This window comes from Hymenobacter crusticola, assembly GCF_002154225.1.
Taxonomy (GTDB): domain Bacteria; phylum Bacteroidota; class Bacteroidia; order Cytophagales; family Hymenobacteraceae; genus Hymenobacter; species Hymenobacter crusticola.
On record NZ_MTSE01000004.1, the window covers coordinates 381,671 to 396,251 of the forward strand.

The 14,581-nt window shown below is 55.8% G+C and carries 9 protein-coding genes; 4 read left to right on the forward strand and 5 right to left on the reverse strand.

All coding sequences use genetic code 11. The annotated features are described in order from the left end of the window. Positions 1 to 50 precede the first annotated feature (50 nt). The 3 genes from BXP70_RS10740 to BXP70_RS10750 form a co-directional block, all read right to left on the reverse strand. A complete protein-coding gene (locus tag BXP70_RS10740) occupies positions 51 to 1,430 on the reverse strand; it encodes a 3-keto-disaccharide hydrolase (RefSeq protein ID WP_086594064.1) in 1,380 nt (459 codons plus the stop codon). Between the two features lie 80 nt (positions 1,431 to 1,510). Further along, a complete protein-coding gene (locus tag BXP70_RS10745) occupies positions 1,511 to 3,175 on the reverse strand; it encodes a RagB/SusD family nutrient uptake outer membrane protein (protein ID WP_086594065.1) in 1,665 nt (554 codons plus the stop codon). Between the two features lie 35 nt (positions 3,176 to 3,210). Then, on the reverse strand, positions 3,211 to 6,294 hold the full coding sequence (locus tag BXP70_RS10750; RefSeq protein WP_245849597.1) for a SusC/RagA family TonB-linked outer membrane protein: 3,084 nt from the start codon (positions 6,292 to 6,294) through the stop codon (positions 3,211 to 3,213). 283 nt (positions 6,295 to 6,577) lie between these two features. Between BXP70_RS10750 and BXP70_RS10755 the strand changes: the two genes are divergently transcribed. Both BXP70_RS10755 and BXP70_RS10760 read left to right on the forward strand, forming a co-directional pair. Continuing rightward, the gene (locus BXP70_RS10755; protein ID WP_086594066.1) at positions 6,578 to 7,582 is read left to right on the forward strand and encodes an FAD:protein FMN transferase; all 1,005 of its coding nucleotides are present in this window, start codon (positions 6,578 to 6,580) and stop codon (positions 7,580 to 7,582) included. Further along, positions 7,582 to 8,799, forward strand: coding sequence for a Gfo/Idh/MocA family protein (locus BXP70_RS10760; protein WP_086594067.1), 1,218 nt, complete (start codon positions 7,582 to 7,584; stop codon positions 8,797 to 8,799). The genes BXP70_RS10755 and BXP70_RS10760 overlap by 1 nt, the downstream gene beginning before the upstream one ends. 108 nt (positions 8,800 to 8,907) lie before the next feature. On the opposite strand, the gene BXP70_RS10765 is transcribed toward BXP70_RS10760, so the two are convergent. After that, complete coding sequence (locus BXP70_RS10765; protein WP_086594068.1) at positions 8,908 to 9,714, reverse strand: NIPSNAP family protein; 807 nt, start codon at positions 9,712 to 9,714, stop codon at positions 8,908 to 8,910. 326 nt (positions 9,715 to 10,040) lie between these two features. Between BXP70_RS10765 and BXP70_RS10770 the strand changes: the two genes are divergently transcribed. Continuing rightward, on the forward strand, positions 10,041 to 12,743 hold the full coding sequence (locus BXP70_RS10770; RefSeq protein WP_086594069.1) for a glycoside hydrolase family 3 C-terminal domain-containing protein: 2,703 nt from the start codon (positions 10,041 to 10,043) through the stop codon (positions 12,741 to 12,743). Between the two features lie 61 nt (positions 12,744 to 12,804). On the opposite strand, the gene BXP70_RS10775 is transcribed toward BXP70_RS10770, so the two are convergent. Next, complete coding sequence (locus BXP70_RS10775) at positions 12,805 to 13,887, reverse strand: NAD(P)H-dependent flavin oxidoreductase (protein WP_086594070.1); 1,083 nt, start codon at positions 13,885 to 13,887, stop codon at positions 12,805 to 12,807. A gap of 390 nt (positions 13,888 to 14,277) precedes the next feature. On the opposite strand from BXP70_RS10775, the gene BXP70_RS29460 reads away from it, so the two are divergent. Beyond that, entirely contained in the window at positions 14,278 to 14,523 is a 246-nt protein-coding gene (locus BXP70_RS29460; protein WP_143436451.1) for a hypothetical protein, read from the forward strand. The last annotated feature ends 58 nt before the right edge of the window (positions 14,524 to 14,581 follow it).

Genomic DNA, 14,581 nt, shown 5'->3' on the forward strand with positions numbered 1-14,581 from the left:
TACCAGACGTGAGGCCTACAGCTTTAGAAGCATAGAACCCACGGTCCGGGTTACTTTAGTTCTTTGATCTTGATGCTGCGGAATGATACTTCGTTGCCGTGGTCTTGGAGCAGAAGGTGCCCGCTCGGTGCCTCGCCGAAGTTAGGCCATACCTTGTACTTGCTGATGGCTACTAAGTCCTTGAATTCCTTCGAGCCGCGCTTGTATTCCAGCACTTTCGAGCCGTTCAGGTAGTGTTCCACGCGGTTGTCGGGGTACACCACCACGCGGCCGACATTCCACTCGCCAATCTTGTGGATGAAGCGCGGGTTTTTGTCGGCTTTGATCAGGTCGTAGAGGGAAGAGAGGGTGCGGTTGCCGTCGCGACCTAGCTTGGCGTCGGGGTGCAACTCATCGTCGAGCACTTGGTACTCCAAGCCGATAGCCGAGGCGTCTGACTTTTCCTTCAGCGTCACGAAGTACTTCATGCCGCTGTTGGCGCCGGGCGTGAGCTTAAACTCAAACGACAGGTCAAATGCCTTGAACTCATCATTCGTCACGATGTCGCCACCGTTGGCCGACTCTTTCCCTTCCGAGGAGAGGACGGTCATGGTGCCGTCGTTTACGCGCCAGCCCGAGCCGGGGAATTTCGGCCCCTTAGCGCTGCGCCAGCCCTGCGACGTTTTGCCATCAAACAGCAACTTCCAGCCGTGCGACTTCTCGTAGGGCGTCAGGTAGTTCGGTACGAAGTTGACGACGTAAACATCGGTAGGGAAAGGGCTAGGTTTCAGGCCGGTCGTCTTGATCTTGATGTTCTTGAAGAAGACGTGCTTGCCTGCTTGCGCCTCCGTGGTGACGGCGTGCACTTGCAAGCCAATGAAGCCGGTCGGGTCAATGGGGTCAACCACGTAGGCCACGGGCGTGCCGTTGAGCCACGTCTTGGTTTCGTTGCCGATGCACTCGATCTTGAGGTGGTTGTACTGACCTAGCTTGAAGAGGTTTTTGGCCTTCGGGTTCAGGTCTAATGGGTACAGCCACTGCCGGCGCGCCTCGTCGTATATGCCACCCGACCAGGCCCGTTCCGAGGGGTCAAACTCCACTTGGCGGCCGTACACTTTATTCTCGAAGCCGGGCGTGTTGAAGTGGCTGCGTGTCTGCACGCCGGAGTTGCTCACGTTGCTTTCCAGCATGAAATCTAGCTCCAGCTGAAAGTCGCCGTATTCTTTCTCCGTGACCAGAAAAGTGTTGCCCGAGTTCATCACCGTGGTGCCCACGATGGCGCCGTTCTCCACTTTGTAGTCGGCGGTGCCCGCCACGCGTTTCCAACCGTTCAGAGTTTTGCCATCAAAAAGATTTTGCCAGCCGTCGCCGGTTTGGGCCAAAGTCGGCCTAGGCTGCCCGAAGGCTAGGGTCGCTAGAAGGCTGGCGGCTAGGTAGGTACGTTGTTTCAAGGTAGTTTGGGAAGTTTGGGTTGTTGTAAAAACTACAGACCGTCATGCTGAGTGGGCTCACCATGACGGTCTGAAAATACTTAGTAACCAGGATTCTGCGGGAAGGCGGTTATGCCACCCGCGGTTCGGTCAATCTGGTCTTGTGGAATGGGACGCAACTCATGCTTACCTGCCTTGATATTAGGGGCTGCGTCGGGGTTGTACTTTTGCACCCGAGAAATCAGCGCGCCCCAGCGCTTCAGGTCGAACCAGCGGAACATCTCACCCTGTAACTCTCGCTCGCGCTCTTCCATGATGAAGTCCATGGTGAGCTGGCCAGCCGTGATTTGCATCGCGGCTTCTTTGCCGGGGAAGGCAGCCCGGCGCCGTACCGCGTTGATGAAGGGAAGCGCATCAGCCGTTTTTCCTTGCTTGAGCAAGGCCTCGGCGGCAATCAGGTACGTCTCGGCGAGGCGGAACATGAGGAAGTCGCGGCTGCCGGGCTGGTATTGCAAGTCGGGGCGGAGGGGGTCCAAGAACTTGGTCAGCGTCGGAAACAGGTTGGGCCGGTACAAGCTAGGTGTCATCACTTGGTAGGGCTTCTTGGCGCGTTGGGCCAACGGCATTTCGTAGCCGGGCAAGTAGATGGCCGTATCACCGAGCTTAAGCGTCACCGAAGGCTTCGACGTGTCGAAGAGGTTGGTGAACGTACCGGGATTGTTGCAGTAATACACCGTGCGGTAGCTCTTGGCGTAGCGCGAATCGTTGACCCGGTAGCGGCGGGCAAACACCGTATCCAGCATGTACACTGTGGGCCGGAAGCGGCGGAAGGGGCGCCCGATGGATACGTCGCGCTTCATACCCGCCTGTGCGTCGTACTCCATCACGAAGTACAAGTGCGTCTCATTACCAACGCCGTTCGTTGTAGGGTCAGCCGTGTATTGCGTGGCAAAAATTACTTCGTCGTTGATTTCACCTGAGCCTTGCTGAAACACGCTAGCGTAGTCAGGTAGTAGCTTGTAGGTGTAGTTCTTGATGACATTTTGCGCGTAGGTGGCCGCCTTCGCGTAGTCATCAGGAGCAGCCGCTTCTGAGGTGGCTTTCGTGAGGTACACCCTAGCTAGCAGGTGCTCGCAGGCGCCTTTTGTAACCCGGCCGTAGTCGGGCGTTGTAGGTGTCAGATCCACTAGTGCAGATTCCAGGTCCGACACAATAGCAGCGTACACGTCTTTCACGGGCGTGCGGGTGGCTTCTTTGGTGGCCGCCTTAATCTGGTTCAGCACCAAGGGCACAGCACCATACAACTGCACCAGCACGAAGTAGTGGTGGGCGCGCAAAAACTTCACCTCTGCTACCCGACGCTTCTTCACGGCCTCATCCAGGCCCGTCACGTTGGGAGCCTGATCAACCACGGCATTGGCTGTATTGATACCCACATAAAGAGCATTCCAGATATCAACGATGGGCTGCGTGCGGCTATCCAACTGCGTGGTGTACTGGTTCATATACTTATAGGAGCCATCAGATCCAAATGTATAAGTATCCGTACCAAACACCGTCACGTCCATGCCGTTTTCGCGGCCATAAAAGTCGCGTAGGGAAGAGTATACTGCCTTTGTGCCCGCTTCGAAGCCCGCGGCCGTGGTGATGTAGTCGGAGCCTACCTGCGAAACTACTTTTTCGTCCAGCAGATCTTTGCAGGAAGAAGTAGCCACCATGAGTAGAGCCGCGGCCAGAGCTAGTTTAGAGTATTTTAAGGTCTTCATGTCTCAAGGATGTTATAAAGAGCTAGGCACGGGCCTTAAAACTTTGCGTTGACACCGAACGTGACCAAGCGGGCCGACGGAATCTGGTCACCATTCACCACATCCGACGTTTCGGGGTCGATGCCTTTGTACTTCGAGCGGAACGTGGCGAAGATGAACGGCTGCTGGATGCTAGTGTACAGGCGCAGCGAGGAAAGTTTCAGCGTTTGAGCCCAAGCAGGAGTGAAGTTGTACCCGAAGTTGATGTTGCGCACCTTCACGAAAGAGCCGTCGAAGTACTGGAGCGTTGCGCCATATACCGGATCTTCCTGATCCTTATTCGGCCGGGGAAACTCGTTGGTCGGATTGTTGGGCGTCCAGTAATTGACGTCTAGGTTGTTGTAGCGCCCAGCTAGGTGGTTGGTGGCAATGTGGAAGTCACTGCGGATCATGTTGCCGATGCGGGCGTAGATGAAGAACGACAAGTCGAACCCTTTGTAGGCGAAGCGGTTAGTGATGCCGCCGGCCCACTTGGGTATGGTAGAACCTAGGATAATCCGGTCGTTGACGGCGTCAATCTTTCCGTCGCCGTTCTGATCTTTGATCTTGATCTGCCCTACTCTTTGGCCGTAAGCCTTGGCGGCATCTTCTTCGCCTAGCTGCCAGATTCCGATTTTCTCGTAGTTGTAATACACTTGCAGCGGCTGCCCAATGAAGCGCTGGTTGCCCACGTCATCCGATTTGCCGTTGAACAGCTCGATGATGGCTTCCCGGTTGCGGGTGTACTGCAAGTCGGTTGACCAGGTGAAGCCGTTGGCCGAATTCACGTTGACGGTGGTAAGGGTTACCTCCACGCCGCGGTTGCGGGTATGGCCTACGTTTTGGAGCACCCGATCAAAACCGTTGGAGATAGGCAGCTGGTTGTAGAGCAGCAGGTTACGTGTATCGGCTTGGTAGGCTTCCACGGAACCAGAAACGCGGCCCTTCCACAAGCTGAAGTCCATGCCGACGTTGCCGGTGCTGGTGGTTTCCCACTTCAGGTCGTTGTTGCCGAGCGTGCCCACCCGGTAGCCATACGCGGGAGACGTGCCGAATGCGTAGCTCGTACGGGCTAGCAAGCTTTGGGTCTGGTAAGGCGCAATACCCGTGTTGCCGATGGAGCCGTAGCTGGCCCGCACTTTGAGCTGGTCGAGCCAAGTGAGGCCTTTGAAGAAGGTCTCATCGCCCGCGTTCCAGCCCACAGCCACGGAAGGGAAGAAGCCATACTTGTTGTTGGAGCCGAAGCGGGAAGAACCGTCGTAACGCCCCGTTACGGTCAGCAGGTATTTCTCTTTGAAGTCGTAGTTGATCCGGCCCATGAACGACTGCAACGTCCAGGTTTGCAAGTCGGTACCGGGCGCGTTGAAGGAACCCGCTTGCCCTAGGTTGTAGAACGACTGAGACTCCGCCGAGACGGCATTAACATCAATAAAGGACGTCTCGTAGTTGTCGCGCTGCACAGAGTGCAGGGCCGTAATACCTAGGTTGTGCACCCCGTTGAACTTCTTATTGTACGTCAGGATGTTCTCTACCGTGTAGTTGAAGCGCTGCCCATTCTCGACGCGTGCCGTAGGAGCCCCTAGGCGACGAGCGTTTGTAAACGTGCCCGTAAAGCGTCCGAAGCGCTGGTTTGTAAAGTCAGGTCCAAAGTTGACGCGGTACTTCAAACCATCGGCAATTTTCCACTCGCCGTAGATGCTGTTGAAGATGCGGACCGTTTTCGTTTGGGCGATGTTGGCGCCCGGTACCACTTCTGCCGCTGGGTTGGAGCGCAGGCCATCAGGCGTAGGCAGAAAGATCAGGCTGCCGTTGTCATCGTACGGCTTGCCGAGTGGGTTTTCCGACAAAGCCCCGCCAAATGGGTGAAAGCCGCGGGCCGTGTAGTTGGGGTTGGGGAAGCCATCAAAGCTAGGGTTGTTGATCGGGCTATCGGAGCCATTGTTGATGCTGTACACCCCAAACGTCGACGTGCCCACCCGGATACGGTCATTGATCTGGTGGTCGAGGTTGACACGGAAGGTGAAGCGGGTGAAGTCGGTTTGCTTCAGGATACCCTTCTCTTTGAAGTAGTTGCCGGAAACCGAGAACTGCGTTTTCTCGCTGCCGCCCTGCATGCCTACTTGGTGGCTTTGGATAGAGCCCGTGCGCAGCAGCATGGATTGGTAATCGGTGCTGCGGTTGTTGGCAATGCCATCTAGCTCAATAGCGGTGAAGGTTTTCTGGTCGGAGGTGGTGGGGTTGCTGTCGTCGTAGATGCCGGCCGTCCGGTAGGACTCGCGCTTGTACGCGGCAAATTCTTGCCCATTCATCACGTCGACTTTACCAAGTGCTTGTGAGAAGCCGCCATAGCCGTCGTAGCTCACCACGGTCTTGCCGGCCTTACCGCGCTTGGTGGTCACGAGCACTACCCCGTTGGCACCGCGCGAACCATAAATACCCGTAGCGGAGGCGTCTTTCAAAACTTCCAGAGACGCAATATCCTGGGGGTTGATGTCGTCGATGCCGCCCGCTACCGGGATGCCGTCTACTACATACAGCGGGTCGTTCGAGGCGTTGATGGAGCGCCGGCCGCGAATACGCACCGTTACGCCACCACCCGGCTCACTGCCCGACTGAATCACGTCGACGCCAGCGGCGCGGCCCTGCAACGCTTGGCGGGCGTTGGTGAGCGGCTGCTCCGCAATTTCCTTGGACGTAACCGAGGAAATGGCGCCCGTGGTTTGGCTTTTCTTTTGGGTACCGTAGCCTACCACGATTACATCACCGAGGGCTTTCACGTCCTCTTTCATGGAGACGTTGATCTGCTTGCGGCTGCCGATGCTAACGGTCTGCGCGGTCATGCCAATCGAAGAGAAAACCAGCGAGCTAGCGCCGGCGGGCACCTTCACCGTGTATTTGCCATCCCCGTCGGAACTGGTGCCGGAGGTGGTGCCTTTCACTTGTACCGTCACGCCGGGCAGGCCGCTGCCTTTCTCGTCGGTCACACGACCACTAATTTCGGTAGTGGCCTGCTGCGCCCATGCGCGAGGGAGGGCTAGGGTCAACAACAAGACCAACAAAAGTGTCACTTGCCGCAAGTGACCAGAGTAGAGTACCATCATATGCAGAGAAAAGAATTGGTGGGAAAAAGAGAACTATGTCGAAGGCTATGGGAGGCATAGCCCGTTTTTCAAAAGCCACTTAACTCTGGGACGGTGTTTCTCTGCTGAGTTCTGCATCAAGCGTGTGTAATAACACCAGGCTTGTGCGGCGAGAACCGTTCGTTTTGTATCAAAGGTAATTTTTAGTTTGACTTCGCAAACGTTTCCGCCAACGTTTGCAAGAAATTATTATAAATTTCGCATAATTAGTGTGAGTAGAGCTAAGATTCTACAACTCAATAGTATGATTCACTCGCTGCTGCTATTCCTGGGATTATGGCTTTTTTGGCCTGCGCCTGCGGCTAAGCGCGCGCATCACCTCCAAGGATATGCGCAAGGCACAACGTACGCTATTACTTACTACGCCCCCGATAGTACTATTACCAGTGAACTGATAACACAGAAGCTAGCCGAGATAGACGCTTCCTTATCGTTGTATGCGCCAGCCTCGCGGATCAACCAGTTCAACCATGCGGCAAGAGGAGTAGTGGCAGATAAACACTTGCAAGTTGTGGTGCGCAAGGCCTTGGAGGTGTACCACGATACCGATGGGCTCTTTGATGCTACTGTTGAGCCTTTGGTACGGGCTTGGGGCTTTGGGGCGCAGCAAGTGGAAGCACCGCCCGCGCCTGCTACCATCCAGGCGCTGCTGCAGCAAGTAGGCTCCGATAAGATTCACTTACGCGGCGACTCTCTGCTAAAAGACCAGTCAGGAGTACATCTCGACCTAAATGGTATTGCCCAAGGATATACCGTGGATGAGCTAGCTAAAATTCTGGAAGAAAATCATGTTCGCGACTACTTAGTAGAGCTAGGAGGGGAAATCAGAGTGCGTGGCCGCAAATGGCCTAGCGGTGAGCCCATGCGCATTGGCATTGAGCGCCCCGATACCACCGATTTACCCGGTGCCGGTATGCGGCAGATTATCCGATTGAACGCCGGCGGGGTAACCACCTCAGGCAACTACCGCAAGTTCAAGCAGTGGGGCGCCGTGAAGAGCGCGCACCTCATCGACCCTAAAACTGGTTATGCCTTTCAAAATGAAATGGTGAGCGTAACCGTCGTCGCCCGCGACGCTATGACGGCCGATGCTTATGATAACGCCTTGATGGGCATGGGCCTAGCTAATGCTCTCGCTTTTCTGCGCCGTCATCATAACTTACAGGCTTATCTTATTTATCAGCGGCCCGACGGCACCGTTGCTGATACTTCCACGCTAGGATTTCAAAAGCTAATCTTTCACGAATAATGGACTCTTTACGACGAGATTTTCTCAAGAAAACAGGCATCTTAACCAGCAGCCTTCTCCTGCCTGGCGGACTCATGGAGGCCGTGGCCGCGCCAGCCGCTGGCAAGCTGCGCATCGCCGTTATTGGCTGCGGCGACCGAGGCACGGGACTCCTGAAGATTTTGCAAGACTTGACGGATAAGTTTGAGGTAGCTGGCTTGTGCGACGATCTGCCGTTCCGTTTGCGCGACGCGCAAAAGATTGGGGGCACTGGCAAAGCCAAAACCTACACCGACTACCGCGCCCTGCTCGACAACAAAGCCATTGACGCGGTTATCATCTCGGTGCCGCTGAACATGCACTTTCAGGTTGCCAAGGATGCCTTGCTGGCCGGCAAGCAGGTGTATTTGGAAAAGACCATGACCTATAACATTCCGCAGGCTATGGAACTGGTGCAGCTGGCGCAGCAGCGTCCTAACCAAACCTTGCAAGTAGGCCACCAGTACCGCTACTCGCCGCTGTACTACCGGGTGAAGGAGATGATCAAGCAGGGGTACCTAGGCAAGGTGACGCAAATCGACTGCCGCTGGGACCGGAATGGCAGTTGGCGGCGCCCCGTGCCCGAACCTAGCTTGGAGCGGAAGATCAACTGGCGCATGTACCGGGAGTACTCGGGTGGGCTAGCGGCCGAATTGCTGTCGCACCAGATGGACTTCATCAATTGGGCTTTCGAAACACACGCGGATGAGGTGTTCGGTACCGGCGGCATCGACTTCTACAAGGACGGCCGCGAAACCTACGACAACGTGCAGGTGATGGTGCGCTACACCAACGAAGGCATGGTAGGCAACTTCGGCGCCACCTGCGGCAACGCCCGCGACGGCTATTTGTTCAAGCTCAAAGGCACCAAAGGCACCATTTCGCTGCTGGTCGATGAGGGCGTGTACTACCCTGAAAAAGAAACCTTGAAGCAGTACGGTACCGTGGATGGCGTGACCGGTGCCACCAAAATCACTTGGGATAAAAATGGCGGCTTGCCTATTACGACCGGCGTGGAGCCGCTGAAAGATGGTTCCTGGTACGCACTAAGCGACTTCTACCGGGCCGTGAATGAGAAGAAGCTGCCCGATTCGAATGTTTTCACCGGGGCACGCGCCGCTTGCACGGTGCACATGGCCAACCAAGCCATTTACAATCACTCCATCGAAAAGTGGCACCCGGAGTACAACTTTACCTAGGATAGAAACGCGAAAATCCGTTCCGCCACGGAGGCAGCGCATTCCGGTGTTTGGATACGCACTGCCCCCGTGGCGGAACGGATTTTCGCGTTACTGAATTACCTAGGCCTAAATATCAGAGTAAGTAGCAGGATGCAGCAAAAACACATCCATGTGCTGCATGTTGTTGGCGTACTCCGGCATGGCTTTCATTTTTGCCCACTCTGGGTCGGCGCCGAATGTCTTCCAATGCGCTTCCTGGTCCGCTTTGTTTTCGAAAGCAGATAGATACATCAGGTTCGGCATCTTGCTGCCGGACACTACTTGGCCGCAAAATACCGTATTGAAGTTCAGGCGTTTGAAGATGCCGATTTCGCCGTTGTTGAACTGCGCCACTTTATTTGCGTGGAGCTTTTCGGAGGCGCTTTCGTAGCTGCGCAACTCATACACGCGCTCCGCCGGTCCTGATTTCAAGGCAGGTAGGTGCAAGCTAGGCATGCTGGTGAAGGCGAGCATCGACACGCCTTCCATGCGGCTGTACACCGGCTTATCGAACGCCGTGTTCACGTAGTCTTGCGCGGCAGTTTGATACTGTTTGTCTTTCTCTAGGTCCGTATCGATCTTCAAGTATTGCTCCGCAGAAGTGCACGGGATAAAGACAAAAACGAGCTGTTCGGTTGGGGCAGGCGCGCTGGCGTCCGTGCTGGCAATGGGCTTGAACACGCCAACTTTGCCGATGCCCGCCCGGTGCAGCGCGGGCAAGTAAGCTTGTTGCAGATAAGTATCAAGGCGTTGTTCCTGCTCCTTGGTTTGCAGGTGATAGATTTTGAGCTGGTAAAACTCGCGCTTTGGTGCCGCCCCGCTGCTGCGCAAAGGACTGCCTAGCCCGAAGAGAATAAGCGAGAAAAGAAGCAAAGTAAATTTGAGGGACTTCATGAAACGAATGAGTTAGGTTGGGTGAGTTGGGTTATGATGTTTGGAAAAAGCGCGCGAGCTAGGAAGGTGAACCAGCGGTTCGCTGCCGAAAAGCTCATATCACAATCGATTGCATCGGTTTTTTCCGACTTAATAGCGCTAGTTTACTTCTAAAACGATTGCAGAAGCAAGGATGGCGGCTACTTTAGAGCAGTTCTTGGAGGTGCACTGCACTACTAACGGCCACGATAGAAGCTGCGCGGAGTAGCAATTTCTTGCCGCTATCCGCTTCAGCGTCGGAGGAGCTAGGTAGGCAAGCGCACCTACACTTTCACGATTACTAACAAATGAACAAACCCGTAATCGCCTTGGCGCTGTTTGCTCTCACAGGCGGAATTCAACAGCATAAGCAACCAGGTAAACCTAGCACGACGGCTTCCACTAAGAAAGCTAGCAGGCTAGAAGACTTACCGTTTCGTAACCCCGACCTCCCCCTCGACCAGCGAGTAGATGACCTAGTAGGCCGCCTGACGCTGCCGGAAAAGGTGTCGCAGATGCTGAACGCCTCCCCAGCCATCGACCGGCTCGGTATTCCGGCCTACAACTGGTGGAACGAAGCCCTGCACGGCGTGGCGCGCACGAGCATGAAAACCACTGTGTTTCCCCAAGCTATTGGCATGGCGGCTACCTTCGATAAGCAGGCTATGCTGAAGATGGCGACCATCACCTCCGATGAAGCGCGGGCCGTGCACCAAGAATATGTGCGTCGTGGGGAGCGAGGGATTTACCAAGGCCTTACGTTCTGGACGCCGAACATCAACATCTTCCGCGACCCGCGCTGGGGACGGGGCCAGGAAACGTACGGCGAAGACCCTTACCTGACGGGGCAGCTAGGTTCGGCACTGGTGAAAGGCTTTCAGGGCGACGACCCTAAGTATTTGAAGATTACGGCCTGCGCCAAGCACTTCGCCGTGCACAGCGGGCCCGAGCCCTCACGCCACGAGTTTAACGCCCAGATCAGCGACTATGACTTGTGGGACACGTACTTACCGGCCTTCCGCGACCTGATTGTGGATGCGAAAGTGGCCGGCGTGATGTGCGCCTATAACGCTTACGCTAGTCAGCCCTGCTGCGGCAGCGACAAGCTCATGAACGACATCCTCTATAGTAAATGGAAGTTCAAGGGCTACGTCACCTCCGACTGCGACGGCCTGAACGACTTCTGGCAGCACCACAAAACGGACCCCGATGCGGCCACGGCCGCGGCTAATGCCGTGCTACACGGCACCGATATTGAGTGCGCCACTGGCAAGCTGTTCACCTACAACTCACTGCTAGAATCCGTACAGAAGAACCTGATCACGGAGAAGCAACTCGATGTATCCGTGAAGCGGCTTTACAAGATTCGCTTCCAGCTTGGCATGTTCGACCCGGTGGAGCGCGTGAAGTATGCCCAGATTCCGATGAGCGTGGTGGAGAGCCAGCCGCACCAGGCGCACGCCCTCACGATGGCCCACGAATCTATCGTGCTGCTGAAGAACGAGAAAAACACGCTGCCCCTGCGCAAAGACATCAAAAAAGTTGCGGTGCTAGGTCCGAACGCCAACAACGAAAGCGTGCAGCTCGGCAACTACAACGGTTTCCCCACCGACATCGTTACGCCGCTCGAAGGCATCAAAGCCAAAGTAGGTAAGAACACGGAAGTGACGTACATCCAGGGGGTTGACTACGCGAGCAACACCGTGTATGAAGCTTTTGACATCAACAAAAACCTAGCGTACAACGGGCAGAAGGGTTTTCGAGCCGAGTACTTCAAGGGTACAAACCTGGAAGGGCAACCCGTAGCCACGGTGATGGAAGCCGGATTGGACCGCTACCTGGCCAACACGAAAATGGAAATCGTGAAAGGGCTTCCTTCCGAGAATGTATCGGCGCGTTACATCACTACGTTCACCCCAGATAAGTCGGAGGAGCTAGCCCTGCAAATTACCGGCGACGACGGCTACCGCTTGTACGTGGACAACCGCGTGGCGATTGATAATTGGAACAGCCGCGGGGTATCAACCAACCAATACGTTATTAAAGTGACGGCTGGTCAGAAGATCGACCTCAAGATCGAGTACTTCCAGGCGGTAAGCCGCTCCATTCTGAAATTCACCGGCGCGCACATCGTGCCCATGAACGCGCAGAACATCCTAGCCCAAGTGAAAGACGCCGACGCGATTGTATTTGTGGGCGGTATCTCACCTAGGTTGGAAGGCGAGGAAATGAAGGTGGACGTGGAAGGCTTCAGCGGTGGCGACCGCACGAGCATTGCCCTGCCGAAAGTGCAAACCGAGCTAATGAAGGTGTTGCAATCCTCGGGCAAGCCCGTAGTATTTGCCATGATGACGGGCAGCGCCATTGGCTGCCAATGGGAAGCGGCTAACCTGCCGGCCGTCCTCAACATTTGGTATGGTGGCCAAGCTGCCGGTACTGCGTTGGCCGATGTACTGTTCGGCGACTACAACCCCAGCGGTCGTCTGCCGGTCACGTTCTACAAGTCGGAAAGCCAACTGCCAGCCTTCGACAACTACAACATGGATGGGCGCACGTACCGTTACTTCAAGGATACGCCGCTGTATCCATTTGGCCACGGCCTGAGCTACACCAGCTTTAAGTACGGCAACCTGAAAGCGGCGCCGAAGCCGCAAACCGGTAAGCCCGTTAGCGTGAGTGTAGACGTGCAGAACACTGGCCAGCGCGCTGGCGACGAAGTGGTGCAGCTTTACGTGCGCCACCCCGACGCGAAAGGGCGCGTGGCGCTGCACGCTTTGGAAGGTTTTCAGCGTGTGTCGTTAAAGCCGGGCGAGAAGAAAACGGTGCAGTTCACACTTACGCCGCGGCAGCTATCCTTGCTCGATGCCAAGGCGCAACGCGTAGAGCAGCCCGGCCGCGTGCAGCTATTTGCCGGTGGCGGGCAGCCGCTCAGCCAAGACCTAGCAGCCGGCCGCGTGCTGAAAGCCGACATGACGCTCACGGGCACCGCCGTTGTGGTAGATAAGCCGTAGTGGTAGCCCAGGGTTAAAAGGAGCAGCGCTCCTCTGCAATTGCGGAGGGGCGCTGCTCCTTTTAACCCTGGGGTGTGTCGCTTTTACTGGCTTCTTGCATTTCAGCTACCAGCACCCGCATGAGTTCGGTGGCGGGCAAGGCGCGGGCTAGAGCTACACCTTGCCCAGCCCAGTGTGCTGCAAAATCGGTGGGCGCGCCGTGCTGCTTGGCGGCGGCTATCAGGAGCTTGCCGGCGTCGTAGGCTTGCGGATAAGGTGCTATTGCGGGGTGGCCAGGCTGGTCTATTTCGCGCACGAATCGGTTAATCAAGCCGCGCGCCGGCCGCCCGGAGATGGTAGCAGTAATGGCTGTGAGGGGCGGTGGGCTTTGCAGCAGCGCGGCGCGATATATCTCATCAGCCGCCGACTCCGGACAAACTACGAAAGCGGTACCCATCTGAGCCGCTACGGCACCTAGGCGCCGCACGGCCGCAATGCCAGCGCCGTCCATAATGCCGCCCGCTGCTACTACCGGAATGCGAAGCTGTTGCACTAGCAAACGCGTGAGAGCCAGGGTACCTAGGCCAGCATCGCCTTGCTCGGGCTCGAACAGGCCACGGTGCCCGCCTGCTTCCACGCCCTGAGCCACGACCACATCTATGCCTGCGGCTTCCACCGCTTGGCCCTCAGCTAGAGTTGTGGCGGAAGCTAGCAGTGTGGCCCCCGTAGCCCGGAGGGCAGCTAGCTGGTCGGCTGTAGGGAGGCCGAAGTGAAAACTAATAACGGGCGGACGCGTTTCGAGCAACAGCGCCAGCATAGCCTCGTTTTCGACGAAGCTTTGATACGGGGCGGGGAGACTCGTGGGCGGCGCGCTACCTAGCTCCATGAAAAAGGGACGCAGATAGTCCAACCAACGACTCTCGCGCGGCACGTCCGTTGAGCTAGGGCGGTGGCAAAACACATTAACGTTAAACGGCTTATCGGTAGCGGCGCGCGTTTCGGCTATCATCTGCCGCACTGCCTCTACCGACGAACCACCTACCGCAACGGAGCCTAGCCCACCCGCGTTGGATACCGCCGCCGCTAACCTAGGTGTAGCTGTGCCCGCCATGGGTGCTTGAATAATCGGGTAGGTAAGGGATAGAGTAGAAGAAAGCGAAATCATGATTCTGCGAAGAACAAAGAGGTACTACTGAACGAGGCGTTGCAAAATAAAGCTGGTAAAATGCAGCTGCCTTCTACATTCTTTTAAAGCTAAAAAACAGAGGCTGTTTTATACTCCAAGTTAGAATTAATATAAAATTAAAAAGATTATATTCTATTTGTAATCAGCGCTATAGGTCGTCGTTATTTCTTTTGCTAGGTTGGATAGGATTATTGTAAACGAGTCAAGTTCATGTCACTTATCGCACTATAGCAATCCGTATCTGAAGTAGCCCCGTAGGTTTCGGCTTTGCTGGCCTGATCTTAGCGGATATGCTTTTTCAGACGCAAACTCCATCCTTGGCTTAAGCCACAGTAAAGTTATTATCGTCCTATTTAGCGCTTTATCAAGTTGACTCCAGATCCCCTCCTGATCTATCGTACCCACGGGTACCGGGTAGAAGTGCTGCACCACATTGGGCATTGTCAGCTCACGCGCGCGCATCATGCGGCCGCCGAGGATGTCTATATTGCCACTTGGGGTGCCTACAAAGTGACGGCCAAAAGCGCTGATCTGGCACTGGCGCAGCTCCGTGAGTGGCGGCGCGTAGAACAATTATACGGCCGGTTCTGGCCCCGTGAGGATGGGCAGTGTTAATCGAATAGGTAGAACCTCGTAGCGTAGCGGCAGCCTACTACATAAAAAAGCCCCGCCT

Bases quoted from the DNA above. Each gene is read 5' to 3' on its own strand.
- BXP70_RS10745 (WP_086594065.1), bottom strand. From the start codon at position 3,175: ATGAAGACCTTAAAATACTCTAAACTAGCTCTGGCCGCGGCTCTACTC.
- BXP70_RS10750 (WP_245849597.1), bottom strand. From the start codon at position 6,294: ATGATGGTACTCTACTCTGGTCACTTGCGGCAAGTGACACTTTTGTTG.
- BXP70_RS10755 (WP_086594066.1), top strand. From the start codon at position 6,578: ATGATTCACTCGCTGCTGCTATTCCTGGGATTATGGCTTTTTTGGCCT.
- BXP70_RS10760 (WP_086594067.1), top strand. From the start codon at position 7,582: ATGGACTCTTTACGACGAGATTTTCTCAAGAAAACAGGCATCTTAACC.
- BXP70_RS10765 (WP_086594068.1), bottom strand. From the start codon at position 9,714: ATGAAGTCCCTCAAATTTACTTTGCTTCTTTTCTCGCTTATTCTCTTC.
- BXP70_RS10770 (WP_086594069.1), top strand. From the start codon at position 10,041: ATGAACAAACCCGTAATCGCCTTGGCGCTGTTTGCTCTCACAGGCGGA.
- BXP70_RS10775 (WP_086594070.1), bottom strand. From the start codon at position 13,887: ATGATTTCGCTTTCTTCTACTCTATCCCTTACCTACCCGATTATTCAA.